This is a genomic window from Streptomyces sp. NBC_00083, from assembly GCF_026343295.1.
GTDB lineage: Bacteria > Actinomycetota > Actinomycetes > Streptomycetales > Streptomycetaceae > Streptomyces.
On sequence record NZ_JAPELY010000001.1, the window covers coordinates 708757 to 726810 of the forward strand.

Genomic DNA, 18054 nt, shown 5'->3' on the forward strand with positions numbered 1-18054 from the left:
ACTCACCCCATCGGGGAGCCGGGGAAGGCCGCGGCGGCCCGCAGCACCACCGCGTCGCGGTGGCGCGCGGCGATCAGCTGGAGGCCGATCGGGAGCCCGTCCGCGTCGAGGCCGACGGGGACGGTCGCCGCCGGCTGCTGGGTCAGATTGAACGGATACGTGAACGGCGTCCACCCCGTCCAGCGGTGCGGCGCCGAACCCTCCGGCACCTCCCGGCCCGCCCCGAACGCGGTGAGCGGCAGGGTCGGCGTCACCAGCAGGTCGTAGCGCCGGTGGAAGCGGGCCGTCCGGCGGCCGAGCTCCAGACGGGCGTCCCGCGCTGCGAGCAGGTCGCGGGCGGAGAGCCGCGCGCCGCGCGCCGCGATCATCCGCAGCCCCGGGTCGACCAACTGCCTCTTCTCCGGCGCCATGTGGTCGAGCAGGCGGGCCGCCCCCGCGTTCCACAGGGTGTGGAAGACGTCGACGGGGTCGGCGAAGTCGGGGTCGGCCTCCTCGACGTACGCGCCGAGCCCGGCGAGCCGGGTCACCGCCGCCCGTACCGCCGCGGCCACCGCGGGGTGCACCGCGACCTGGCCGCCGAAGGAGGGGGAGTAGCCGATGCGCAGCCCCTTGACGCCGGCCGCCGCGTCCTCGGCGAGGGTGGCGGCGTAGGAGTGGGCGGGGGGCTCCAGGGCGGTGGGGTCCCGGTCGTCCGCACCGCTGATCACGTCGAGGAGCAGCGCCGCGTCCGCCGCGTCCCGGGCGATCGGGCCCACGTGCCCCAGGGTGCCGAAGGGGCTGGCGGGGTGGAGCGGGACCCGGCCGTACGTGGGCTTGAACCCGACGACCCCGCAGAACGACGCCGGAATGCGGACCGAGCCTCCGCCGTCCGTGCCGAGCGAGAGCGGCCCCGCGCCGGCCGCGACCGCCGCCGCGCTGCCGCCGCTGGAGCCGCCCGCGGTGCGCGCGGGGTCGTACGGGTTGCGGGTGACGCCGGTACGGGGTGAATCGGTGACGCCCTTCCAGCCGAACTCGGGGGTCGTCGTCTTGCCGACCAGGACCGCGCCGTGCTCGCGCAGCCGCGCCACGGCCGGTGCGTCCTCGTCCCAACGTCCTTGTTCCGAGGTGGTGTTGGAGCCTCGCAGGGTCGGGCCGCCGGCCTGGAGGAGCAGATCCTTGACCGATACGGGCACGCCGTCGAGGAGCCCCCTCGGCTCTCCCGCGTGCCAGCGCTCCGTGGCGGCGCGGGCCTGGGCGAGGGCGCTCGCGGTGTCGACGCGCACGAAGGCGTTGAGGCGGGGCTGGACGGCCTCGATCCGGGCCAGGACGGCGCGGGTCGCTTCGGTGGGGGAGAAGGTGCCCGCCCGGTATCCGGCGAGGAGTTGACGTGCCGTCAGGTCCGTGAGTTCGCTCGGCTCAGTCATGGGGGGTGTCGTACCCATGTTTCTCCCGGCCCACGTGGCGGTACGGCCGCCGCGGCCGGACGGGAATAAACGGAGAGTGCCTCCTGTTGGTGGCGGTGTACGTGAACGATGACGACCCGGAGGCGTGGAGCGGTGGACGTGGATGCGATTCGAGGAACGGCGCTCGGGACCGCGCCCGTGCCCCTGTCGGTGCTCGACCTGGTGACGGTGGGCTCCGGCTACACCGCGCACCGGGCGCTGCGCACCAGCGTGGAGATCGCGCAGCTCGCGGAGCGGCGCGGCTTCCACCGGCACTGGGTGGCCGAGCACCACTCCATGCCCGGGGTCGCCTCGTCGGCGCCGGCCGTGATCCTCGCCCACCTCGCCGCGCACACCTCCCGCATCCGGCTCGGCTCCGGCGGTGTGATGCTGCCCAACCACGCGCCGCTGGTGATCGCCGAGCAGTTCGGCACGCTGGAGGCGATGGCGCCGGGCCGCGTCGACCTGGGGCTCGGGCGGGCGCCCGGCACGGACGGCGCGACGGCCGCGGCGCTGCGCCGCGGGCTCCACGAGGGTGCCGACGACTTCCCTCAGCTGCTGGCCGAGCTGACGCGCTTCCTCGACGACGACTTCCCCGACGGGCACCCCTACGCCCGCATCCACGCGGTGCCGGGTCCCGTGCAGGGTCCCGCGGGCCGCCCGCCGATCTGGCTGCTCGGCTCGTCCGGCTTCAGCGCGCGGCTCGCCGGCACGCTGGGGCTGCCCTTCGCGTTCGCGCACCACTTCTCGGCGGCGAACACGGTGCCGGCGCTCGACCTGTACCGGGACTCCTTCCGGCCCTCGGCGGTGCTGGACGCGCCCTACGCCCTGATCGGCGTCTCGGCGCTGGCGGCGGACGACGAGCGCGAGGCCCGGCGCCAGACGCTCACCAACGCGCTGTCGATGGTCCGGCTGCGCACCGGGCGCCCCGGCCTCGTCCCGACTCCTGAGGAGGCCGAGGCCCACCAATTCAGCGCGCTGGAGCGGGAGTTCGTGGACAGCTGGCTGGCCAATGTGATCTCCGGTACGGCGGAGGAGGTGCGGGCGGGGCTCGACGACCTCCAGAAGCGGACGGGGGCGGATGAGCTGATGCTCACGGCGAATGCGCACGGTCCGTCGGTGCGGGTCCGCTCCTACGACCTCATCGCCGACGCCTACGCCCTCCCCACCGAGGCCTGACCCACACCCCCTGCGAGCGAGGCTCACGCCAGGGGGTTGGGGCGCAGGGCACCCATGCGAATGAGGCCCACCCCAGGGCGCTAGGGGCGCAGGGCACCCATGCGGATGAGGCCCACCCCAGGGGGTTGGGGCGCAGGGCACCCATGCGGATGAGGCTCCCCCCGACCCGCTAGGGGCGCGGGGAACTGCGCGAGCAACCCCGCACGGTCTGCGGGCAAAGACGGTCCGGGTTCCGCCCGTTCGCCTTCGGGTGCGGACCGTGGGTGTCTGGGTGCGCAGTTCCCCGCGCCCCTAGCGGGCTGGGGGTGCCCTGGCCCCACAGATGGGCTCCCCGCGCCCCTGGCGGGGTTGGGGGTGGCCCGGATTTCGACGCTGGTGGGGTTGGGGGTGGCCCCGGGTTTTTCGCGTTGGTCGAGGGAGTGGTACAGGACGGATCGGGGGCGGGCGGCGGGTCCCGGGGGCCCGGGGTGGCTGGATCCGGCGGGGCCGAAACGTACAACTCGGCCTCTGACAAGCGGGTTCGGCGCCAAATTGGTCTAGTCCTCAATTTGGTTCAGACCATTGACGTGGCCGGGATGAGATCGCTATCACTTCCTCAACCGCCCTTCCCCGCACCCCCTCGTGCCCCACCGCCCCGGAGGCCCGCCTTGCAACGCCGCAGACCCCTCGTCGCCGCCCTGAGCACCGCCGTGCTCGCCGCCGGCGCCCTGGCCGCCTTCGCGGGCCTCGGTACCGCGTCCGCCGCCGACTCCGCCCAGAACTCCGCACAGAGCGCCGCCGCCCCCTCCACCGGCGGCGTGAAGATCGCGTACTACGACCAGTGGAGCGTGTACGGGAACGCCTTTTACCCCAAGCACCTCGACACCCGCGGCATCGCCGGCAAACTCGACGTCCTGAACTACTCGTTCGGCAACATCGACCCCACCAACCTCACCTGTTTCGAGGCGAACAAGGCCGCGGGCGACGACAGCAACCCCAACGCCGGTGACGGCGCGGGCGATTCGTTCGCCGACTACCAGAAGTCGTTCTCGGCCGCCGACAGCGTCAGCGGCGTCGCCGACACCTGGAACCAGCCGATCGTGGGCGTCTTCAACCAGTTCAAGGAATTGAAGGCGAAGTACCCCAAGCTGAAGATCAACATCTCGATCGGCGGCTGGACGTACTCCAAGTACTTCCACGACGCCGCGCTCACCGACGCCAGCCGCAAGAAGTTCGTGTCGTCCTGCATCGACCAGTACATCGCCGGCAACCTGCCCGTCGACGCCGGCTACGGCGGCGCGGGCTCGGCGGCCGGGATCTTCGACGGCGTCGACATCGACTGGGAGTACCCGGGCTCGCCCGACGGCCACCTCGGCAACCACTACGGCGCCGAGGACAAGGCCAACTACACCGCCCTGCTCGCCGAGTTCCGCAAGCAGCTCGACGCGTACGGCAGTGCGCACGGCGGCAAGCACTACCTCCTGACGGCGGCGCTCCCGGCCGGCCAGGACAAGATCAAGAACATCGAGACGGACAAGATCGGCGCGTCCCTCGACTACGCCAACATCATGACGTACGACATGCACGGCGCCTGGAACGCGACGGGACCGGCCTACCACCAGTCCCCGCTGGTCTCGCCCGCCAACGACCCGACCGACGTGATCAAGCCCGGCACCCAGAAGTACTCGATCTCCAACGCGATCGACTCCTGGATCGACGGCAACCCGGCCTACGGCATAGCCGGCGGCTTCCCCGCCAACAAGATCACGCTCGGGTACGAGTTCTACTACCGCGGCTGGAAGGGCGTCCCCGCCACCAACAACGGCCTCGGCCAGAGCGCGACCGGCCCCTCCAACGCCCGGCCCACCAGCCAGGTCGCGGGCACCGCGCTCTACAAGGAACTCGGCGGCATCGTCGACAACCCGGCGACCACCTTCTGGGACGCCGACGCCAAGGCCTCGTACTTCTACAAGGACGGCGAGTTCTTCACCGGCCTCGACAAGCAGTCCATCCAGGCCCGCGCCGACTACGCCCACCAGCGCGGTCTCGCCGGCGCCATGATGTACAGCCTGCTCGGTCTCGACGACAAGACCACCCTGCTCAACCAGATCGTGGACGCGGTCGGCTCCTCGCCGTCCTCGACTCCGGACCCGACGCCGACGGCCACCAACTCCCCGTCGCCGTCGCCGACACCGACCGCCCCCACCAGCCCGTCCCCGACGCCCGGCGGCTGCACCGCCGCCGCTTGGGACAGCGCCGCCACCTACACCGGCGGCAACCAGGTCTCGTACGGCGGTCACACCTGGAAGGCCCAGTGGTGGACCAAGGGCGAGCAGCCCGGCACCACCGGACAGTGGGGCGTCTGGGTGGACCTCGGCGCCTGCTGACCACCTCACCGCCCCGCACACGCGGCCGCCCCGCTCCTCGCGACAGAGGAGCGGGGCGGCCGTCATGGCGCACCGTGCCGGCTCAGACCTGCTGAGGGCTGAGCGCGATCATCTTGGCGATCCGGTCCGGGGTGACCGCGCGCGAGTACAGCCAGCCCTGGCCCGTGTCACAGCCGATCCGGGCCAGCCGGGACGCCTGCTCGGTGGTCTCCACGCACTCCGCGGTGACGGTGAGGCCGAGCCGGTGCGCGAGCTGGACCATGGCCTCGACGATGGTCTCGTCGGCCGGGCTGGGATGGGCGCCGCCCTCGTCGTACTGGAATCCGCGCACGAACGACCCGTCCAGCTTGAGCACCGAGACGGGCAGCCGGCTCAGATAGGCGAGGTTGGAGTAGCCCGTTCCGAAGTCGTCGATCGCGATGTGCACGCCCATGTCGGACAGGTCCTGAAGCGCCTGGAGCGGCCGGCCGGCCGAGCCCATCACCGCGGACTCCGTGAGTTCCAACTGGAGCAGTTGTGGGGCGAGTTGGGTCTCTTCGAGGATCTCCGCCACATCGGCCACCAGGTCGGAGTCCCACACCTGGCGCACCGCCACATTGACGCTGACGAAGACCGGCGGCACCCCGGGGTGGTCGACCTGCCAGCGCTTGGCCTGCCGGCACGCGGTGCGCAGCACCCAGCGGCCGAGCTGCACCACCGAGCCGTCCTCCTCGGCGATCCCGATGAACCGATTCGGCGGAAGCATCCCGAATTGGGGGTGGTTCCAGCGCACCAGCGCCTCGACGCCGTGCACGACGCCGTCGGCCATCCCGACCAGCGGCTGGTACTCAAGGGTGAACTCGCCGCGCTCCACGGCCGGGCGGAGCGTGGAGGAGAGCGCCTGGCGGGTCATGCGGTGGGCGTTGCGCTCGGGGTCGAAGAGCGTCCAGCGGGCCTTGCCGTCGGCCTTGGCCCAGTACAGCGTGGTGTCGGCGGCCTGCATCAGACCGGTCGCCGAGGTGCCGGCGCCGGCCCGCTCCACCACGCCGATCGAGGCCGACACCGACAGGCGCTGACCCGCCAGGTCGAAGGGCTGCTGGAGCGCGGTGAGTACGGAATTGGCCAGCTCGGCCAGTTGCTCCGTACCCGTGGAGTCCTCGACCAGGACGGCGAACTCGTCGCCGCCGAGCCGCGCCACCAGATGCCCGCCGTTGCGCGCGTACCCGGACTGGTCGGCGCATTCGGTGAGGCGGGCCGCGACGGCGCTCAGCAGCCGGTCGCCGACGCGGTGGCCCAGCGTGTCGTTGACGGCCTTGAACCCGTCGAGGTCGAGGTAGCAGATCCCGATGCGGCCGGTGCCGCCGTTGTCGTACGCGGACGCCTCGAGCGCGGAGGTGAGCCGCTCGAAGAAGAGGGTTCGGTTGGGCAGGCGCGTGACCGGGTCGTGCATCTGGAGGTGGCGCAGGCGCGCCTGGAGTTCGCGCCGGTCGCTGATGTCCGCGATGGAGAGCAGCACGCTGGAGCTGTCCGGTACGGGCGCGACGGTGACCTCGGCCCAGAGCGAGTGCCCGTCGGGGTGCTTGAGGCGACGGGTGCAGCGGAACCGGTTGCGGGCGCCGCGCAGCACCTCGCGGTAGGCGTGCCAGGTGCGGTGGTCGGCGGCCAGGTCGACGAGGTCGGCCGCTTCCTGGTGCCGCAGCGCGGCCGGGTCGGTGCCGAGGAGTTCGGCGAGCGCGTCGTTGGCCGCGACGACGCTGCCCTCGCGGTCGACGACCGCCATCGCGAGGTGGGCGGCGTTGAACGCGGCCCGGAAGTCGCGTACTTCGGAGGGGGTGCGTCCCGCCGCGTAGCGCTCGGACCGTGCGGCGCGCTCGGTCTGCGCGGCGCGCTCGGTCTGCGCGGCGCGTTCGGTCCGCGGGCCGGGATTTTCGGCGTGTTCCGGGGGGCGTTCCGCCAGGACGCCCGCGATCCGGTCCGTATGACGCTCCGTGACGGGCGGCCGGATGGTCCCGGGTGCTCGACCCGGTCCTTCGGAGGTTCCGCTCACCGCTGGCTCCCGCAGTGCATTCGAGTCGTGCAGAGGTAGTACGGAGGTGGCCGGGGTCTTCGGCCGGGATGGACGCCGGCCCAGGAGGCCGGATCCACGCTGGAAAGTGTGCCGATCATAGAGGTTGGCGCACGGCGCGATCCAGCTTCACCGTCGTGATCAAGAGCACCCGGAGTTCCGTGTCGATCGCTGACCGATCGTTTCTGCGCGGGTGTGGCCGGGCTCGGGCCCTCGGTGATCGGTCGTGACTTTGCGTAAGTCATCGGGGTGTCGCCGTCCTCACCCTTCTGGGGCATCGAAACAGGGCATATCCATATAAACCTGCACAAAGTGGGTGGGACGTTCCGCATCCCGCTCCCGGAGGTTGCCGTGCAGGGTCCGCTGACACCCGGGGGAGTGGAGCGTGTCCGGCTGCGGAGCGCGGCCGCGGCCCTCACCTCGTTCGCGGCGCTCGCCGCCATCTCGCTGGTGTCGGGACCCGCGGTCGCGGCCAACTCCGAGGTGCCCTGCGCCCTGCCGAGGACCGACGCCCACCACTCGCTCGGCGTCGACACCTGGAACTCCGCCTATCCGCGCCCGGTCCGCGCCCTCAAGGCGGTGATGGTCTTCCTGTCCTTCCCGGACTCCCGGCCCGCCACCACCCCCCAGGACCTGGCCGCCGACTACTTCCCCGCGACCAGCCGCTTCTTCGAGCAGGCCTCGTACGGCAAGTTCCGGCTCGACGCCGAACCGCAGCGGGCCTGGGTGCGCATGCCGGCCGCGTCGACCTCGTACCGCATAGAGCGTGACTGGGACCCGCGCCAGCGCACCCGCTACCTCATGGACGCCATCCACGCGGCCGACCCCACCACCGACTTCTCGCGGTACGACATCGTCTATCTCGTCGCCGATCCGGACGCGCCCGGCGTCGACTCGGACGCCACCAAGGTGGTCAACTTCGACCGGCCGGTGCGCGCCGACGGGCGGGACATCAACCGCGCCGTGACGGTCTTCGAGCACCACCCGCCGGACCGCAACGTGCTGGCCCACGAGACCGGGCACGTCTTCGACCTGCCGGACCTCTACCACCGGCCGCAGGACGGCAAGAGCGGCGACTGGGACACGTACGTCGGCGACTGGGATGTGATGGGCAGTCAGTTCGGCACGGCGCCCGACCTGTTCGCCTGGCAGAAGTGGAAGCTCGGCTGGATCGACCGGCGCGAGGTCGGCTGCGTGACGGGGGACGGCACGACCAGGATCACCCTGGAGCCGCTGTCCGCGTCCCCCGCGAAGGCGGGCGCCGCCGGCAAGCGGCTCGCGGTGGTCCGCACCGGCGAGGACCGCGCCATCGCCATCGAGGTCCGCGAACCGGCGGGCCTCGACCGGGCGAGCTGCGCCTCCGGACTCCTGGTCTACCGGGTCCGCAGCGGCTCCGGGTCCGGCGGCGGACCGGTCGAGGTGCTCGACGCGCATCCGGACACGGAGGGGTGCTGGGAGAAGTCGGTCTACCCGGCACTCGCCGACGCGCCGATCGGCGTGGGCGAGACGTTCACCGTGCCCGACGAGGGCATCAGGATCGAGGCGGAGGGCCGGACGAAGTCGGGCGCGTGGACGGTCAAGATCTCCCACTGACCGGGACGAGCCGCGACGGGGCGGGTCGTGTGTGCGGGGGGCTCGCAGGGAGGGCGGCGTCGCGCGGCTGGCGTCGGGTCGCCCCGGTCGGGGCTCACGCCGGCCCGTCGGTCCCGCGTTCGCGGTTTCTCCGCCCCGGGCAGGGCAGCAAAGAAGCCCCCCGCTTGCGCGAGGGGCTTCTTCCGTCTGTGCGCCGCCAGGGACTCGAACCCCGGACCCGCTGATTAAGAGTCAGCTGCTCTAACCAACTGAGCTAGCGGCGCCTGCTGACGTCGTAGACATTAGCATCCTGATCGGCGCGAGGAAAAATCGAAATCCGGGGAGCGTCCGAGGGCCCGCTCGCCGTCTCGTTCCGGGCGGCCCGGACGCAGGCCCACAGCAGGACATCGGGTCCGGGCAGCCACGGGCGGCGGGTGTCGGGGGCGACCAGCCAGCGGGCCGCACCCGAGTTCTCCCGCCCCGGGGTCACCAGCGCCGGAACGGTGACGGCGTCACCGGCGCCGTGGCACAGCAGCGGCGGCACCGGAGCTTCGGGGCGGTGCCACTCCTCCCACTCCAGGAGTGAGGGCAGGCGCTGCGCGGTGCCGGGGGCGGCGAACAGGAGCATGCGCCCGCGGTGGATCGCCACCGGGCCCGAGCCGGGGCCTTCGGCCCATAACCGGTCGAGCATGCGGCGCCCGAACATCGAGGGCACGTTGACCACGTCGAAGACCGAGCCGCAGGGCAGCACCCCGGGCGCGGTGGGCCGGGCCTCCCACAGCGCGAGGGTGCTGCGCGGGTGGCCGGACGCGGACGACAGCCAGGCCGCGCCCGCCGCGGTCACGTCGCCGGCCTGATGGCCTCCCTCGTCCCGCAGGACGGAGAAGATGTCCAGGGCCTCGTCCGTCCCGGCCTGCCCGCTGCGCTCGCCCACCGCCGTGAGGGCGCCACCACCCGTCTCCGTCCGCCGCACGCCACCGATCCCGCCGTTGCCATCGCCGCTGCTCATGCTCTACGTCTACCGGCCGGGCGGACCCCGCCCGTGCGGCTTGGCGGAAACCGGGACAGGGCGGGGCGGTAGGGCGTATCTTGCGCCCCGGCATATGCCCCGGGCGCGCTCGCCCGCGGGGACCGGGGCGTGTCAGCCGTGGGAGCCGGAGCGTGTCAGGGGACGTCGGCGTTGCGCAGCAGGTCGCGGCCGAACTCGATCATCTTCTTCGCGTAGTCCTCGGTCCACTGCGCCCGCTGCGCCACATCGGCGGGGGTCAGCCGGTCGAAGCGGCGCGGATCGGCGAGCTGGGCCGCCGCGATCGCCTGGAACTCGACGGCGCGGTCGGCCGCGGCCCGGAAGGCCAGGGCCAGCTCGGTCGAACGGCTCAGGAGCGCCCGGGGATCCTCCATGGACTCCAGGTCGAAGAAGTGCTCCGGGTCGGCGGTGGCCTCGGACGGCTCGAAGAGCAACGGCGCCGGCCTCAGCCGCTGCCGCTCCTCGTTCCGCTCGTGCTCCGGCATCTCTGTCCTCCCAGGGCAGGTCGACACTCAGGCTCCGGGCGCCCCGGGCCACCGTCCATTCTCCCGCCTCCGCGCAAGAGGGCCCTGCGGGGGAACGCCGGGGGCGCCCCCGGTCACGGCCGCCAGGTGACCCGGTGTTCCGAGAGGTGGGACAGGACCGCGTGGTTCGCCTCCCAGCCGTCCGGGAACTTCACCGTCACGCCGAGCTGGACCGGCTCCGTCGAGGGGTGGTCGTCCAGGAGGTCGCTCACGCCCGCGCGGCACACCACGATGCAGGCGTGCCGGTGGCGCGAGGCCAGGACGCACAGGCGGCCCGTCTCCAGGTGGAACGCCGTCGCGTCCGGGCGGCCCGACAGGGGGTGCAGCACGACCGTCACGTCGAACTCCCTGCCCTGGAGCCGGTTGGCCGTGTCGACCGCGACCCCGCTCACGCCGAGCTCCGCGAGCGCGGCACGGACCGAGGCGGCCTGGTCGCGGTGGGCGGTGCCGACCGCGATCCGGTCCGCGGTCAGCGGCACCGGGTCCGGCGAGCGCTCGCTGGTCGCCGCGCCGCCCCGGTCGAGGAGGCGGCGTACGACGAGTGCGACGGCGTGCACCGCCTCCGGGTCGGTGCGCGGGGTGTGCCGGGCCGGCAGTTCCAGGAGGGCCCAGCCCGACACGGCGGCCTCGTCGACCGCGCGGTCCGCCGCCGAGCCGTCGGACGCGACACCGAACGCGAGCCGCCGGTCGCCGTGGCCGGTGCCGCTGCGGAACGGCGTGAACGGATAGAACGCGTCCGACACCAGCGGCGCCGCCGATGCCGGGAGCCGCCACGAGACGGGCAGCCGGTGCTGCGGCAGCTCGGGGTTGTGCGCGAGGAGCGTCGAGACCGCGCTGGCCGACGGGTCGTAGGACAGGCCCGCCCACTGCTCGGCGTCGGCGATCGCGAACGGGTCGAGCTGGCCCGGATCGCCCACGAACAGCGCCCGCTCGAAGAGCCCGGCCACCGCGAGGAGCGCGTCCGAGCGCATCTGGTACGCCTCGTCCACGATCGCGTGGCCCCACGGCTCGACGTCCTTCACGTGCGCCCACTTCGCGGACGTCGAGATCACCACGTCGAGCCCCGCGAGGTCGCCAGCCTTCGACGACTTCCGTACGTTCTCCAGGTCGTCGAGGGCCTTGTCGTACGGGTCGCTCTCGCTGCTGTGCAGCCGGCCGACCGGCAGCTCGGGGGCCTTCTCGGCGAGGCGCACCACGAGGTCGTCGACCTGGGAGTTGGTCTGCGCGACCACCATCAACGGGCGCCCCGCGGCGGCCAGTTCGAGCGCGGCGCGCACCACGAGCGTCGACTTTCCGGCGCCGGGCGGCGAATCGACGACGATGCCGCGGGCCGAGCCGTGCAGCGTGTCCGCGAGGATCGCGTCCGTGGCCTCGGCGGCGGCCGTGCCCGGATCGAAGACGGTCACAGGAGGTCCTCGGGGGTGAGCGGGTCGGGCTGTTCGGCAGGGGAGCCGGGGGGACCGCCGTGGGTCCACGGCGTGGCCTCCGGGTCCGGCAGCTTGGGGGCGCCGCGCTGGTCGTGCTCGAACAGCGTCCAGCACAGCCGGTCGCCCTTCTCGGGCACGGAGCCCGGCGCCGGGTCCTTGCCGCGCCCCATCTTGTCCAGGACACGCAGCACCAGGGTGCTCTCGCCGCCGGACGCGTCCGCCGCACTCTCGTACGCCACCAGCTCGGCCTTCTGCGGCTTGCCGTCCAGGGTGCGGTAGACCTTCGCGCCCTCCGCGAGGTGCGGGGCGTCGTCCGTGCGCAGGGTGAGCAGGGGGCGCGGGCTCGGTCGCTTCGACTCCGACCACGCCGGGGTCACCTCGACCACCTCGCCCGCGAACGCCTCGCCCGCGAGCCTGCGGCCCGCCATCACCAGCGGATCGTCGAGCGCCTCGCCCGCCTCCAGCTCGGCCTGGGCGCGCTCGCGGCGCAGCAGCTTGGTGGCCGCGGTCACCGCGTCGTCACGGCGTGGCTGGGGCGGCTCGCCCGCGGCGATCCGGTCCCGATGACCGGTGAACGACCAGCGGTCGCTCGTCCAGCGCGCGGCCGCCCGCTCGCCCTCGGGCAGGTCCCGCAGCAGGTCCAGGGCGTGCCACACCGCGGACCAGGTGGGCATGAGCTGGGCCGAGAGCAGTCGGCGGATCTCCCGCTCCGCCGCGGCCAGTTGACCCAGGTGGTCGTCGGCGGCCAGGCCGTCCTCCGCCCTCTGGAGGGCTTGGCGCGCCCGGTCGTGGCGCTCCACGGCCGGGGCGAGCAGCCGGTTGTCGAACGCCGGGTCGGTGGCGGGGCCGGCCGGCGGGCACAGGAGCTGGCCGTCGGCGCCCCGCGCGAGCTCCGCGCGCAGCGCCGCGTCGGCGCCCGACTCGCCGTCGGGCGGGTCGATCCAGGCGAGCAGGGCGCCCAGGTGCTGGTCCTCAAGGCTGGACTGGCCGGTCGCCCAGTGCCGGTTCAGAAGGTCGGTGGCGGCGAGCAGCAGCGCGGAGCCGGGGGTGCGGGCGCGCTCGGCGTAGTGCGTGAACCAGCGGCCCAGCAGCGGGACCCGGGGCGGCGCCGGATGGGGCGCGTCGGGATCCTGCTCGGCCGTCCGGCGGAATCGCATCGAGCGGCCGAGGAGCCGCACGAAGTCGATGCCGGCCCGGCCGGGGACGATCAACTGCGGCGCGTCGGCGCACAGTTCGACCTCGACCTTGGTCTTCTTTCCCGTCTCCGGATCGGTCTCGGAGCGCTCGGTGAGCTCGATGACGCCCGCGTACGCGTCGAGGTACGGCAGGACGGCCTCGGCGAGGTCGGCGAGGAAGGCGAAACGCAGGTCGCGGTCGCGGGGCTGGGGGACCACGAGCAGTGTCGGCGCGTCGCGGTCGGTGCCGACCAGGGCGCCGAGCGGCGCGCCCGCCTCGCCCGCCGTGGTGAGCGGCACGAACACGAGCGGCCGCTCGGACAGGTGGCGGTGGCGGACGGTGGTCAGCGGCTGGGCGCGGCCGCACTCGACCGCCTCCAGCCGGGCCAGGGTGGAGATCAGCGACACGGGGTTCCCTCCGGGGCGGACGCGTCGGGGGAGGCGGGGCCCGGGGCGCGGGACGCGGCGGGGGTGGCCGTGGCCGGGGCTTCGCCGGGGGAGCTGCCCGGGGTGGTTTCCGTGGTCGTACGCGGGGCGGACACCGCGGGGTGCGTGCTCGCTCCGGTCTCCGCGGGGCGCGTGCCTGCGCCGGTCTCCGTGGGATTGGTCTTCGCGCCGGTCTCCGCGGGGCGCCTGCTCGTGGCCGCCGCGGTGGCCTCCGCGCGCAGGGCGGCCGCGCGGCGCACCGCCGCCACCGTCGGATCGGCGGGGTCGCCCGCCTCGCCGCGCGCCGCGGCCAGGACCTCGCCGACGGTCGTCAGGCCGCCCAGCTCACCGCGCAGCGGGCGGCCGAGCGCGGTCACCAGGTCCTGCTCGCGGGCCCGGCCACGGCAGTGGAAGGCCAGCTCGCACGCGGAGAGGCACTCCGGCGCGTACACCGCGGGCACCGCCTCGACCGCCGAGGTCAGGGCCGCGCCCGACTGGGCGTCGAGGTCGAAGGTGGTGCCGGGCGGCAGGGCGTCCGCGATGGACTCGACGTGGGTGAGCCGGGTCAGCTGGCGGCGGGTGACCGACAGCTGTTTGCGTACGTCGACCACCGACGCGGTCGGCAGGTTGGAGAAGTCCTTGGGGCAGACGAGCAGCACCGAGTGGTCCACCGACGCGCCCTCGGTCAGCTCGGCGACCCGCTCCAGGGCGAGGACGTACACCGCGGACTGGCGGGCGGCCGCGCCGACCTTCGACGGGTCGGCCGCCGCGTCGATCATGGGGAAGGACTTGATCTCCACGACCGTCCAGCGGCCGTCGGGGTGCACCACCACCGCGTCCGGCTCCAGGTAGGCGGGGGAGCCGGCCACTTCGAGGGCGAGCATCGGGTGGTCGAGCAACGCCCAGGCGCCGGCCGCCGTCGCCTCGCGCAGGGCGAGCGCGGTGCGGGCCGCGCGGCCTTCGGGGCCGGCCGCCGCGAGATCGGGCGAGGCAGCGGGGCCGGGCGGCTCGGCGCCGCCGCTGCCCATCCGCTCGTACAGCAGGCGGAGCAGCTCGGTGCCGCCGTCGCCCTTGACCTTCGCCTCGAAGGCGTTGCCCCGCATGAACGCGAACTGGGACTGGCCGAACGCGGCCGACGGTGAGCCGATCGCCTCCGCGAGGGCGCCCTTGTCGACCCCCGCGCCGTCGAGCAGGGCGCGTCTGCGGCACCCCGGGTTGGCGGCGAGCGCCGCGAGGGCGCGGGCGTCGAGCGGCCTGGCCGGGACCGCCGGGCCGCGTAGCTCAGCGAGCCTTCGACGGAGCGCCGTCGACGGCTTCTGCGGGGATGCGGGAGGAGGTCCGCTGCCCAGGGATTGGCTCACCCGGGGAAGTCTGGCATCCGGGACTGACAATCGGGGCGCGGGTGGTGGAAGGGGCGGGCGCGAATCGGGCGCGCACGCGCTCCGCGAGCCGGAGCAGGGGCTTGGAGACCAGCAGGCCGATCCCCATCACGGCGACGCCCGCGACCGCGTCGAGGAGGTAGTGGTTGGCGGTGCCCATCACCACGAACGTGATGGTCAGCGGGTACGCGACGGCGGCGATTTTGGTGATCCGGCTGCCGCCGAACCGCCACAGCATCACCCCGGACCACAGCGCCCACCCGACGTGCAGGCTGGGCATCGCGGCGAACTGGTTGGTCATCCCGCCCATGCCGCGCGGAGCGCTCGCCTCGCCGCCCCACCAGCCGTACGAGGCGTACTGCGCCATCGTGTCGGTGAAGCCGTGCACCGCGGGGAGCAGCCGGGGCGGGCACGTCGGCAGGAACGTGAAGCCGATGAGACCGAGCAGGGTGGACGTCATCAGCCAGCTGCGGGCCGCCCGGTACTGCGTCGGGCGTCGGCGGAACAGCCAGATCAGCACGGCCGGGGTTATCAGGTAGTGCAGCGAGGCGTAGATGAAGTCGGCGGGTATGCCCAGGGCCGGGGTGTGCGTGAACAGCCGGTTCAGGGGGTGCTCGGCGTTGAGGTGGAGCGCCTTCTCCAGACGCAGGAGGGACAGGCCGTGCTCGGTGGCCCGTGCCTCGTCGCCGCGTACGATCAGCCGTCCCAGGGAGTACGCCCCGTACATGATCGCGATCAGGGGGAGTTCGGTCCACCAGCGCGGTCGCGTGGCATGGTGCGGCGGCTGCATCCGGAAGGGTCCCCCCACTTGGTCATCGGGCTGCCCTCTGGGGGCCAACGGGTTTTCGACGTGCGTTCAACCGTACGGTGTAATCGGTCGCGTTCGCACAGCACCCCGGTGCGAGGGGTGCTCGGGGTCAGACGTCGGGGCCGGGCCCCGGGTTGCCTCGGCGGTGCGGGATGATGGAAGCGGAGCATTTGGCGGGATTCGCCCGACCTGGGCGTGGTTTCCCGGCATCTCGGACCACCCCGCTTCACCTGGCTTCACCCCGCTTCACCTTGTTACATCTCGTACGGCATCGGGAGAGAACACCCATGGCAGCCGCCGCACCGCGCATCCTGCTGGCCCGGCACGGGCAGACCGAGTGGTCGCTCGCGGGCAAGCACACCGGCCGGACCGACATCCCCCTCCTCGACGAGGGCCGGCGCGGCGCGAAGCTGCTCGGCGAGCGGCTGCACCGGTCGCCGTGGGACGGGCTGCCCGGTGTCGAGGTCCGCACGAGCCCGCTGGTCCGGGCCGCGGAGACCTGCGAACTCGCCGGGTTCGGCGAGCGGGCCGAGCCGTGGGACGCGCTCATGGAGTACGACTACGGGGCGTACGAGGGCATGGCGCCGCCCGAGATCCAGGCGGTGCGGCCGGGCTGGTTCATCTGGCGCGACGGGGTGCCGGACGGGGAGGCCCTGGCGCAGGTCTCCGCTCGGGCGGACGAGGTGGTGGCGTGGGCGCGGTCTGCCGGGCGGGACGTGCTGGTCTTCGCCCACGGGCACATTCTGCGGTCCATCGCGGCGCGGTGGATGGGCGAGCCCATCTCCTTCGCGGCCCGGATCCGGCTCGATCCGACGTCGCTGTCGGTGCTGGGGTGGGCGTACGGGGCGCCGGCGCTTGAGCGGTGGAACGACACGGGGCACCTTGAGCGGTGAGCTGCGCGGCGGCGGGTTTTCCCACCCACCCGTGCAACGAATTCGAGCGTCCCAGCCCCCTGGGGCTCCGCCCCAGACCCCGTTCGGGCCTTAAGGGCCCTCGTCCTCAAACGCCGGACGGGCTGGGGATGCCGATGCTGGGCATGCCGCCAAGTTCCGCCTACCTAGGGGCGCGGGGAACTGCGCGGGACGAGGGCACGGTCCGCAGACGAAAGCGGGGTTCCTGGGGCTCCGCCCCAGACCCCCGTATCGCGCCCGAAAGGCGCTCGTCCTCAATCGCCGGACGGGCTGGGGATGCCGATGCTTGCATGCTGCCAAGGCCAACCCCGATAGGGGCGCGGGGAACTGCGCGGGACGAGGGCACGGTCCGCAGGCGGAGACGGAGGCGGCGGCGGGGTTGCCGGGGCTTCGCCCCGGGCCTCTTTCTGCGGCGGGCTACACCGCCACCGCCGCCCTCCGTTCCAGGAACGCCGCCACCTCCGGCGCGGCCCGGTGCGGGGTCAGGAGGCGGGACGTGTCCGCCAGCATGGCCTGGATGCGGGTGGACCGGACCTGGGTCAGGAGGTCCAGGACCTGCTGCCCCGCCGCCGCGGACTCACCCGGCGCCCCCGCACGCGCGAGATCGTCGGCGAGCTCCGCCCGGTACAGCGCCAAGTTCCGCGTGAAGTACGGGTCCTGCAGCGCCGCGGCCCGGCGCGCGTGACGGGCCGCCCGCGCCCAGTCGCCCAGCGCCGAGAAGCACTGCGCCTGGAGCATCTCCAGCTCCGCCTCGACGAAGAAGCTCATCCACTCGGGGTCGGCGCCCGAGGCGCCCCGCGCGAACATGCCGTGTGCCCGCCCGAGCGCCTCCTCGCACGCGGAGCGGTCGCCGAGCCCGGCCCAGCCGCCCGCCTCGCGCAGCGCGAGCAGGGAGAGCAGCCGGGCCGAGCCGAGCGACTGCGCCGCGCGCTCGCCCGCCTGGGCCGCCCGCATCGCCTCGCGCGGCCGGCCCATGTCCCGCGCCAGGAACGACATGTTGCAGAACGCGTGCGCCTCAAGGGCCGGGTCCCCGGCGAGCCGCGCCGTGGCGAGCGCCTCCGCGTAGTGCGAGCGGGCCTCGCCGAAGCGGCCCGAGTCGTGCGCCAACCAGCCGACGGAGATGGCCAGTTCGCCGGCTCCCGCGTGCAGCCGCTCCTGGGTGGAGCGCCGGGAGGCACTCGCGTCGAGCAGCGCGTACGCGGTGCGCAGCGGCTGCGCGGCACGCTGGTAGAGCGTGTCCGCGCCGTGCCGGTCGTCCAGGAGTCTGATCCGGCGCACCGCCTCCTCGACGGCGCTCACCTCGGCCTCGCCGACGCGCTGGACGGAGTGGGCGGGTACCGGGCCGAGGCCCAGTGAGACGGCCGCCACCGCGGCGGTGGAGCCCGTCATGAATGCGCGACGCAGCACGTCGCTCTCCTCGTGGTTCTGGTGGTGCCGGTGGTCGTCGGGGTCGTTCGGTGGCTCGGGGCGGGGTGCCAGACGGATGAGGGGAGTCGTGGGGGGAGGGGAGTCGGCGAGGGGGCGGGCCCCTCGGCCTCGTACCGTCTCCCGTGCCGAGAACCCCAAGTCCGCCAGGGTCAAACCCGGGAACATGTGCCGGAAGACCCTTTCGTACGCATAGTTGGGGCAGCGGATCTCGCCGTTCTCCACCCGCCCGATGTAGCGCGCGTCGCAGGCGACCTGCTCGCCGATCTCGCGGGCGGCGCGCCGGACCGCAGCCGCGAACTCGCCCGGGGAGCGGGCACCCCGCACCTGCCGGAAGGCCGCGTTGGGCTCCCGGGGTTCCCGGGCCTCC

Annotated in this window: 13 protein-coding genes and 1 tRNA gene; 4 read left to right on the top strand and 10 right to left on the bottom strand. The window is 73.5% G+C overall.

What is annotated here, in order from left to right:
* Nucleotides 1-2: 2 nt before the first annotated feature.
* The gene (locus tag OOJ98_RS03095; protein ID WP_267053051.1) at nt 3-1403 is read right to left on the bottom strand and encodes an amidase; all 1401 of its coding nucleotides are present in this window, start codon (nt 1401-1403) and stop codon (nt 3-5) included.
* Between the two features lie 108 nt (nt 1404-1511).
* Between OOJ98_RS03095 and OOJ98_RS03100 the strand changes: the two genes are divergently transcribed.
* The gene (locus OOJ98_RS03100) at nt 1512-2600 is read left to right on the top strand and encodes an LLM class flavin-dependent oxidoreductase (RefSeq protein ID WP_267053052.1); all 1089 of its coding nucleotides are present in this window, start codon (nt 1512-1514) and stop codon (nt 2598-2600) included.
* Nucleotides 2601-3247: 647 nt separating this feature from the next.
* Nucleotides 3248-4966: a glycosyl hydrolase family 18 protein gene (locus OOJ98_RS03105; protein WP_267053053.1), complete on the top strand. Its 1719-nt coding sequence runs from the start codon at nt 3248-3250 to the stop codon at nt 4964-4966.
* 82 nt (nt 4967-5048) lie between these two features.
* On the opposite strand, the gene OOJ98_RS03110 is transcribed toward OOJ98_RS03105, so the two are convergent.
* Entirely contained in the window at nt 5049-6992 is a 1944-nt protein-coding gene (locus tag OOJ98_RS03110) for a bifunctional diguanylate cyclase/phosphodiesterase (RefSeq protein ID WP_267053054.1), read from the bottom strand.
* Nucleotides 6993-7361: 369 nt separating this feature from the next.
* Between OOJ98_RS03110 and OOJ98_RS03115 the strand changes: the two genes are divergently transcribed.
* Entirely contained in the window at nt 7362-8603 is a 1242-nt protein-coding gene (locus tag OOJ98_RS03115) for a M6 family metalloprotease domain-containing protein (RefSeq protein WP_267053055.1), read from the top strand.
* Nucleotides 8604-8792: 189 nt separating this feature from the next.
* Here the strand turns inward: OOJ98_RS03115 and OOJ98_RS03120 are convergent.
* The 7 genes from OOJ98_RS03120 to OOJ98_RS03150 form a co-directional block, all read right to left on the bottom strand.
* Nucleotides 8793-8866 (bottom strand) — tRNA-Lys (locus OOJ98_RS03120).
* On the bottom strand, nt 8857-9591 hold the full coding sequence (locus OOJ98_RS03125) for a bifunctional DNA primase/polymerase (RefSeq protein ID WP_267053056.1): 735 nt from the start codon (nt 9589-9591) through the stop codon (nt 8857-8859). Before OOJ98_RS03125 ends, OOJ98_RS03120 begins: the two co-directional genes overlap by 10 nt.
* 155 nt (nt 9592-9746) lie before the next feature.
* A complete protein-coding gene (locus tag OOJ98_RS03130) occupies nt 9747-10094 on the bottom strand; it encodes a hypothetical protein (RefSeq protein ID WP_267053057.1) in 348 nt (115 codons plus the stop codon).
* A 113-nt stretch (nt 10095-10207) separates the two neighbouring features.
* Nucleotides 10208-11539 carry an AAA domain-containing protein gene (locus OOJ98_RS03135; protein ID WP_267053058.1) on the bottom strand — a complete coding sequence of 444 codons (1332 nt, stop codon included), beginning with the start codon at nt 11537-11539 and terminating at the stop codon, nt 10208-10210.
* On the bottom strand, nt 11536-13143 hold the full coding sequence (locus OOJ98_RS03140; RefSeq protein WP_267053059.1) for a hypothetical protein: 1608 nt from the start codon (nt 13141-13143) through the stop codon (nt 11536-11538). Before OOJ98_RS03140 ends, OOJ98_RS03135 begins: the two co-directional genes overlap by 4 nt.
* On the bottom strand, nt 13134-14522 hold the full coding sequence (locus tag OOJ98_RS03145; protein ID WP_267053060.1) for a hypothetical protein: 1389 nt from the start codon (nt 14520-14522) through the stop codon (nt 13134-13136). The genes OOJ98_RS03140 and OOJ98_RS03145 overlap by 10 nt, the downstream gene beginning before the upstream one ends.
* Nucleotides 14443-15330 (bottom strand): phosphatase PAP2 family protein, encoded by an 888-nt coding sequence (locus OOJ98_RS03150; RefSeq protein WP_267053061.1) that lies wholly within the window; start codon nt 15328-15330, stop codon nt 14443-14445. The genes OOJ98_RS03145 and OOJ98_RS03150 overlap by 80 nt, the downstream gene beginning before the upstream one ends.
* A 305-nt stretch (nt 15331-15635) precedes the next feature.
* Between OOJ98_RS03150 and OOJ98_RS03155 the strand changes: the two genes are divergently transcribed.
* The gene (locus OOJ98_RS03155; RefSeq protein WP_267053062.1) at nt 15636-16241 is read left to right on the top strand and encodes a histidine phosphatase family protein; all 606 of its coding nucleotides are present in this window, start codon (nt 15636-15638) and stop codon (nt 16239-16241) included.
* A 435-nt stretch (nt 16242-16676) separates the two neighbouring features.
* Here OOJ98_RS03155 and OOJ98_RS03160 read toward each other — a convergent pair whose 3' ends face one another.
* Nucleotides 16677-18011, bottom strand: a complete 1335-nt coding sequence (locus tag OOJ98_RS03160) for a tetratricopeptide repeat protein (RefSeq protein ID WP_267055492.1) — start codon at nt 18009-18011, stop codon at nt 16677-16679.
* Nucleotides 18012-18054 lie beyond the last annotated feature (43 nt).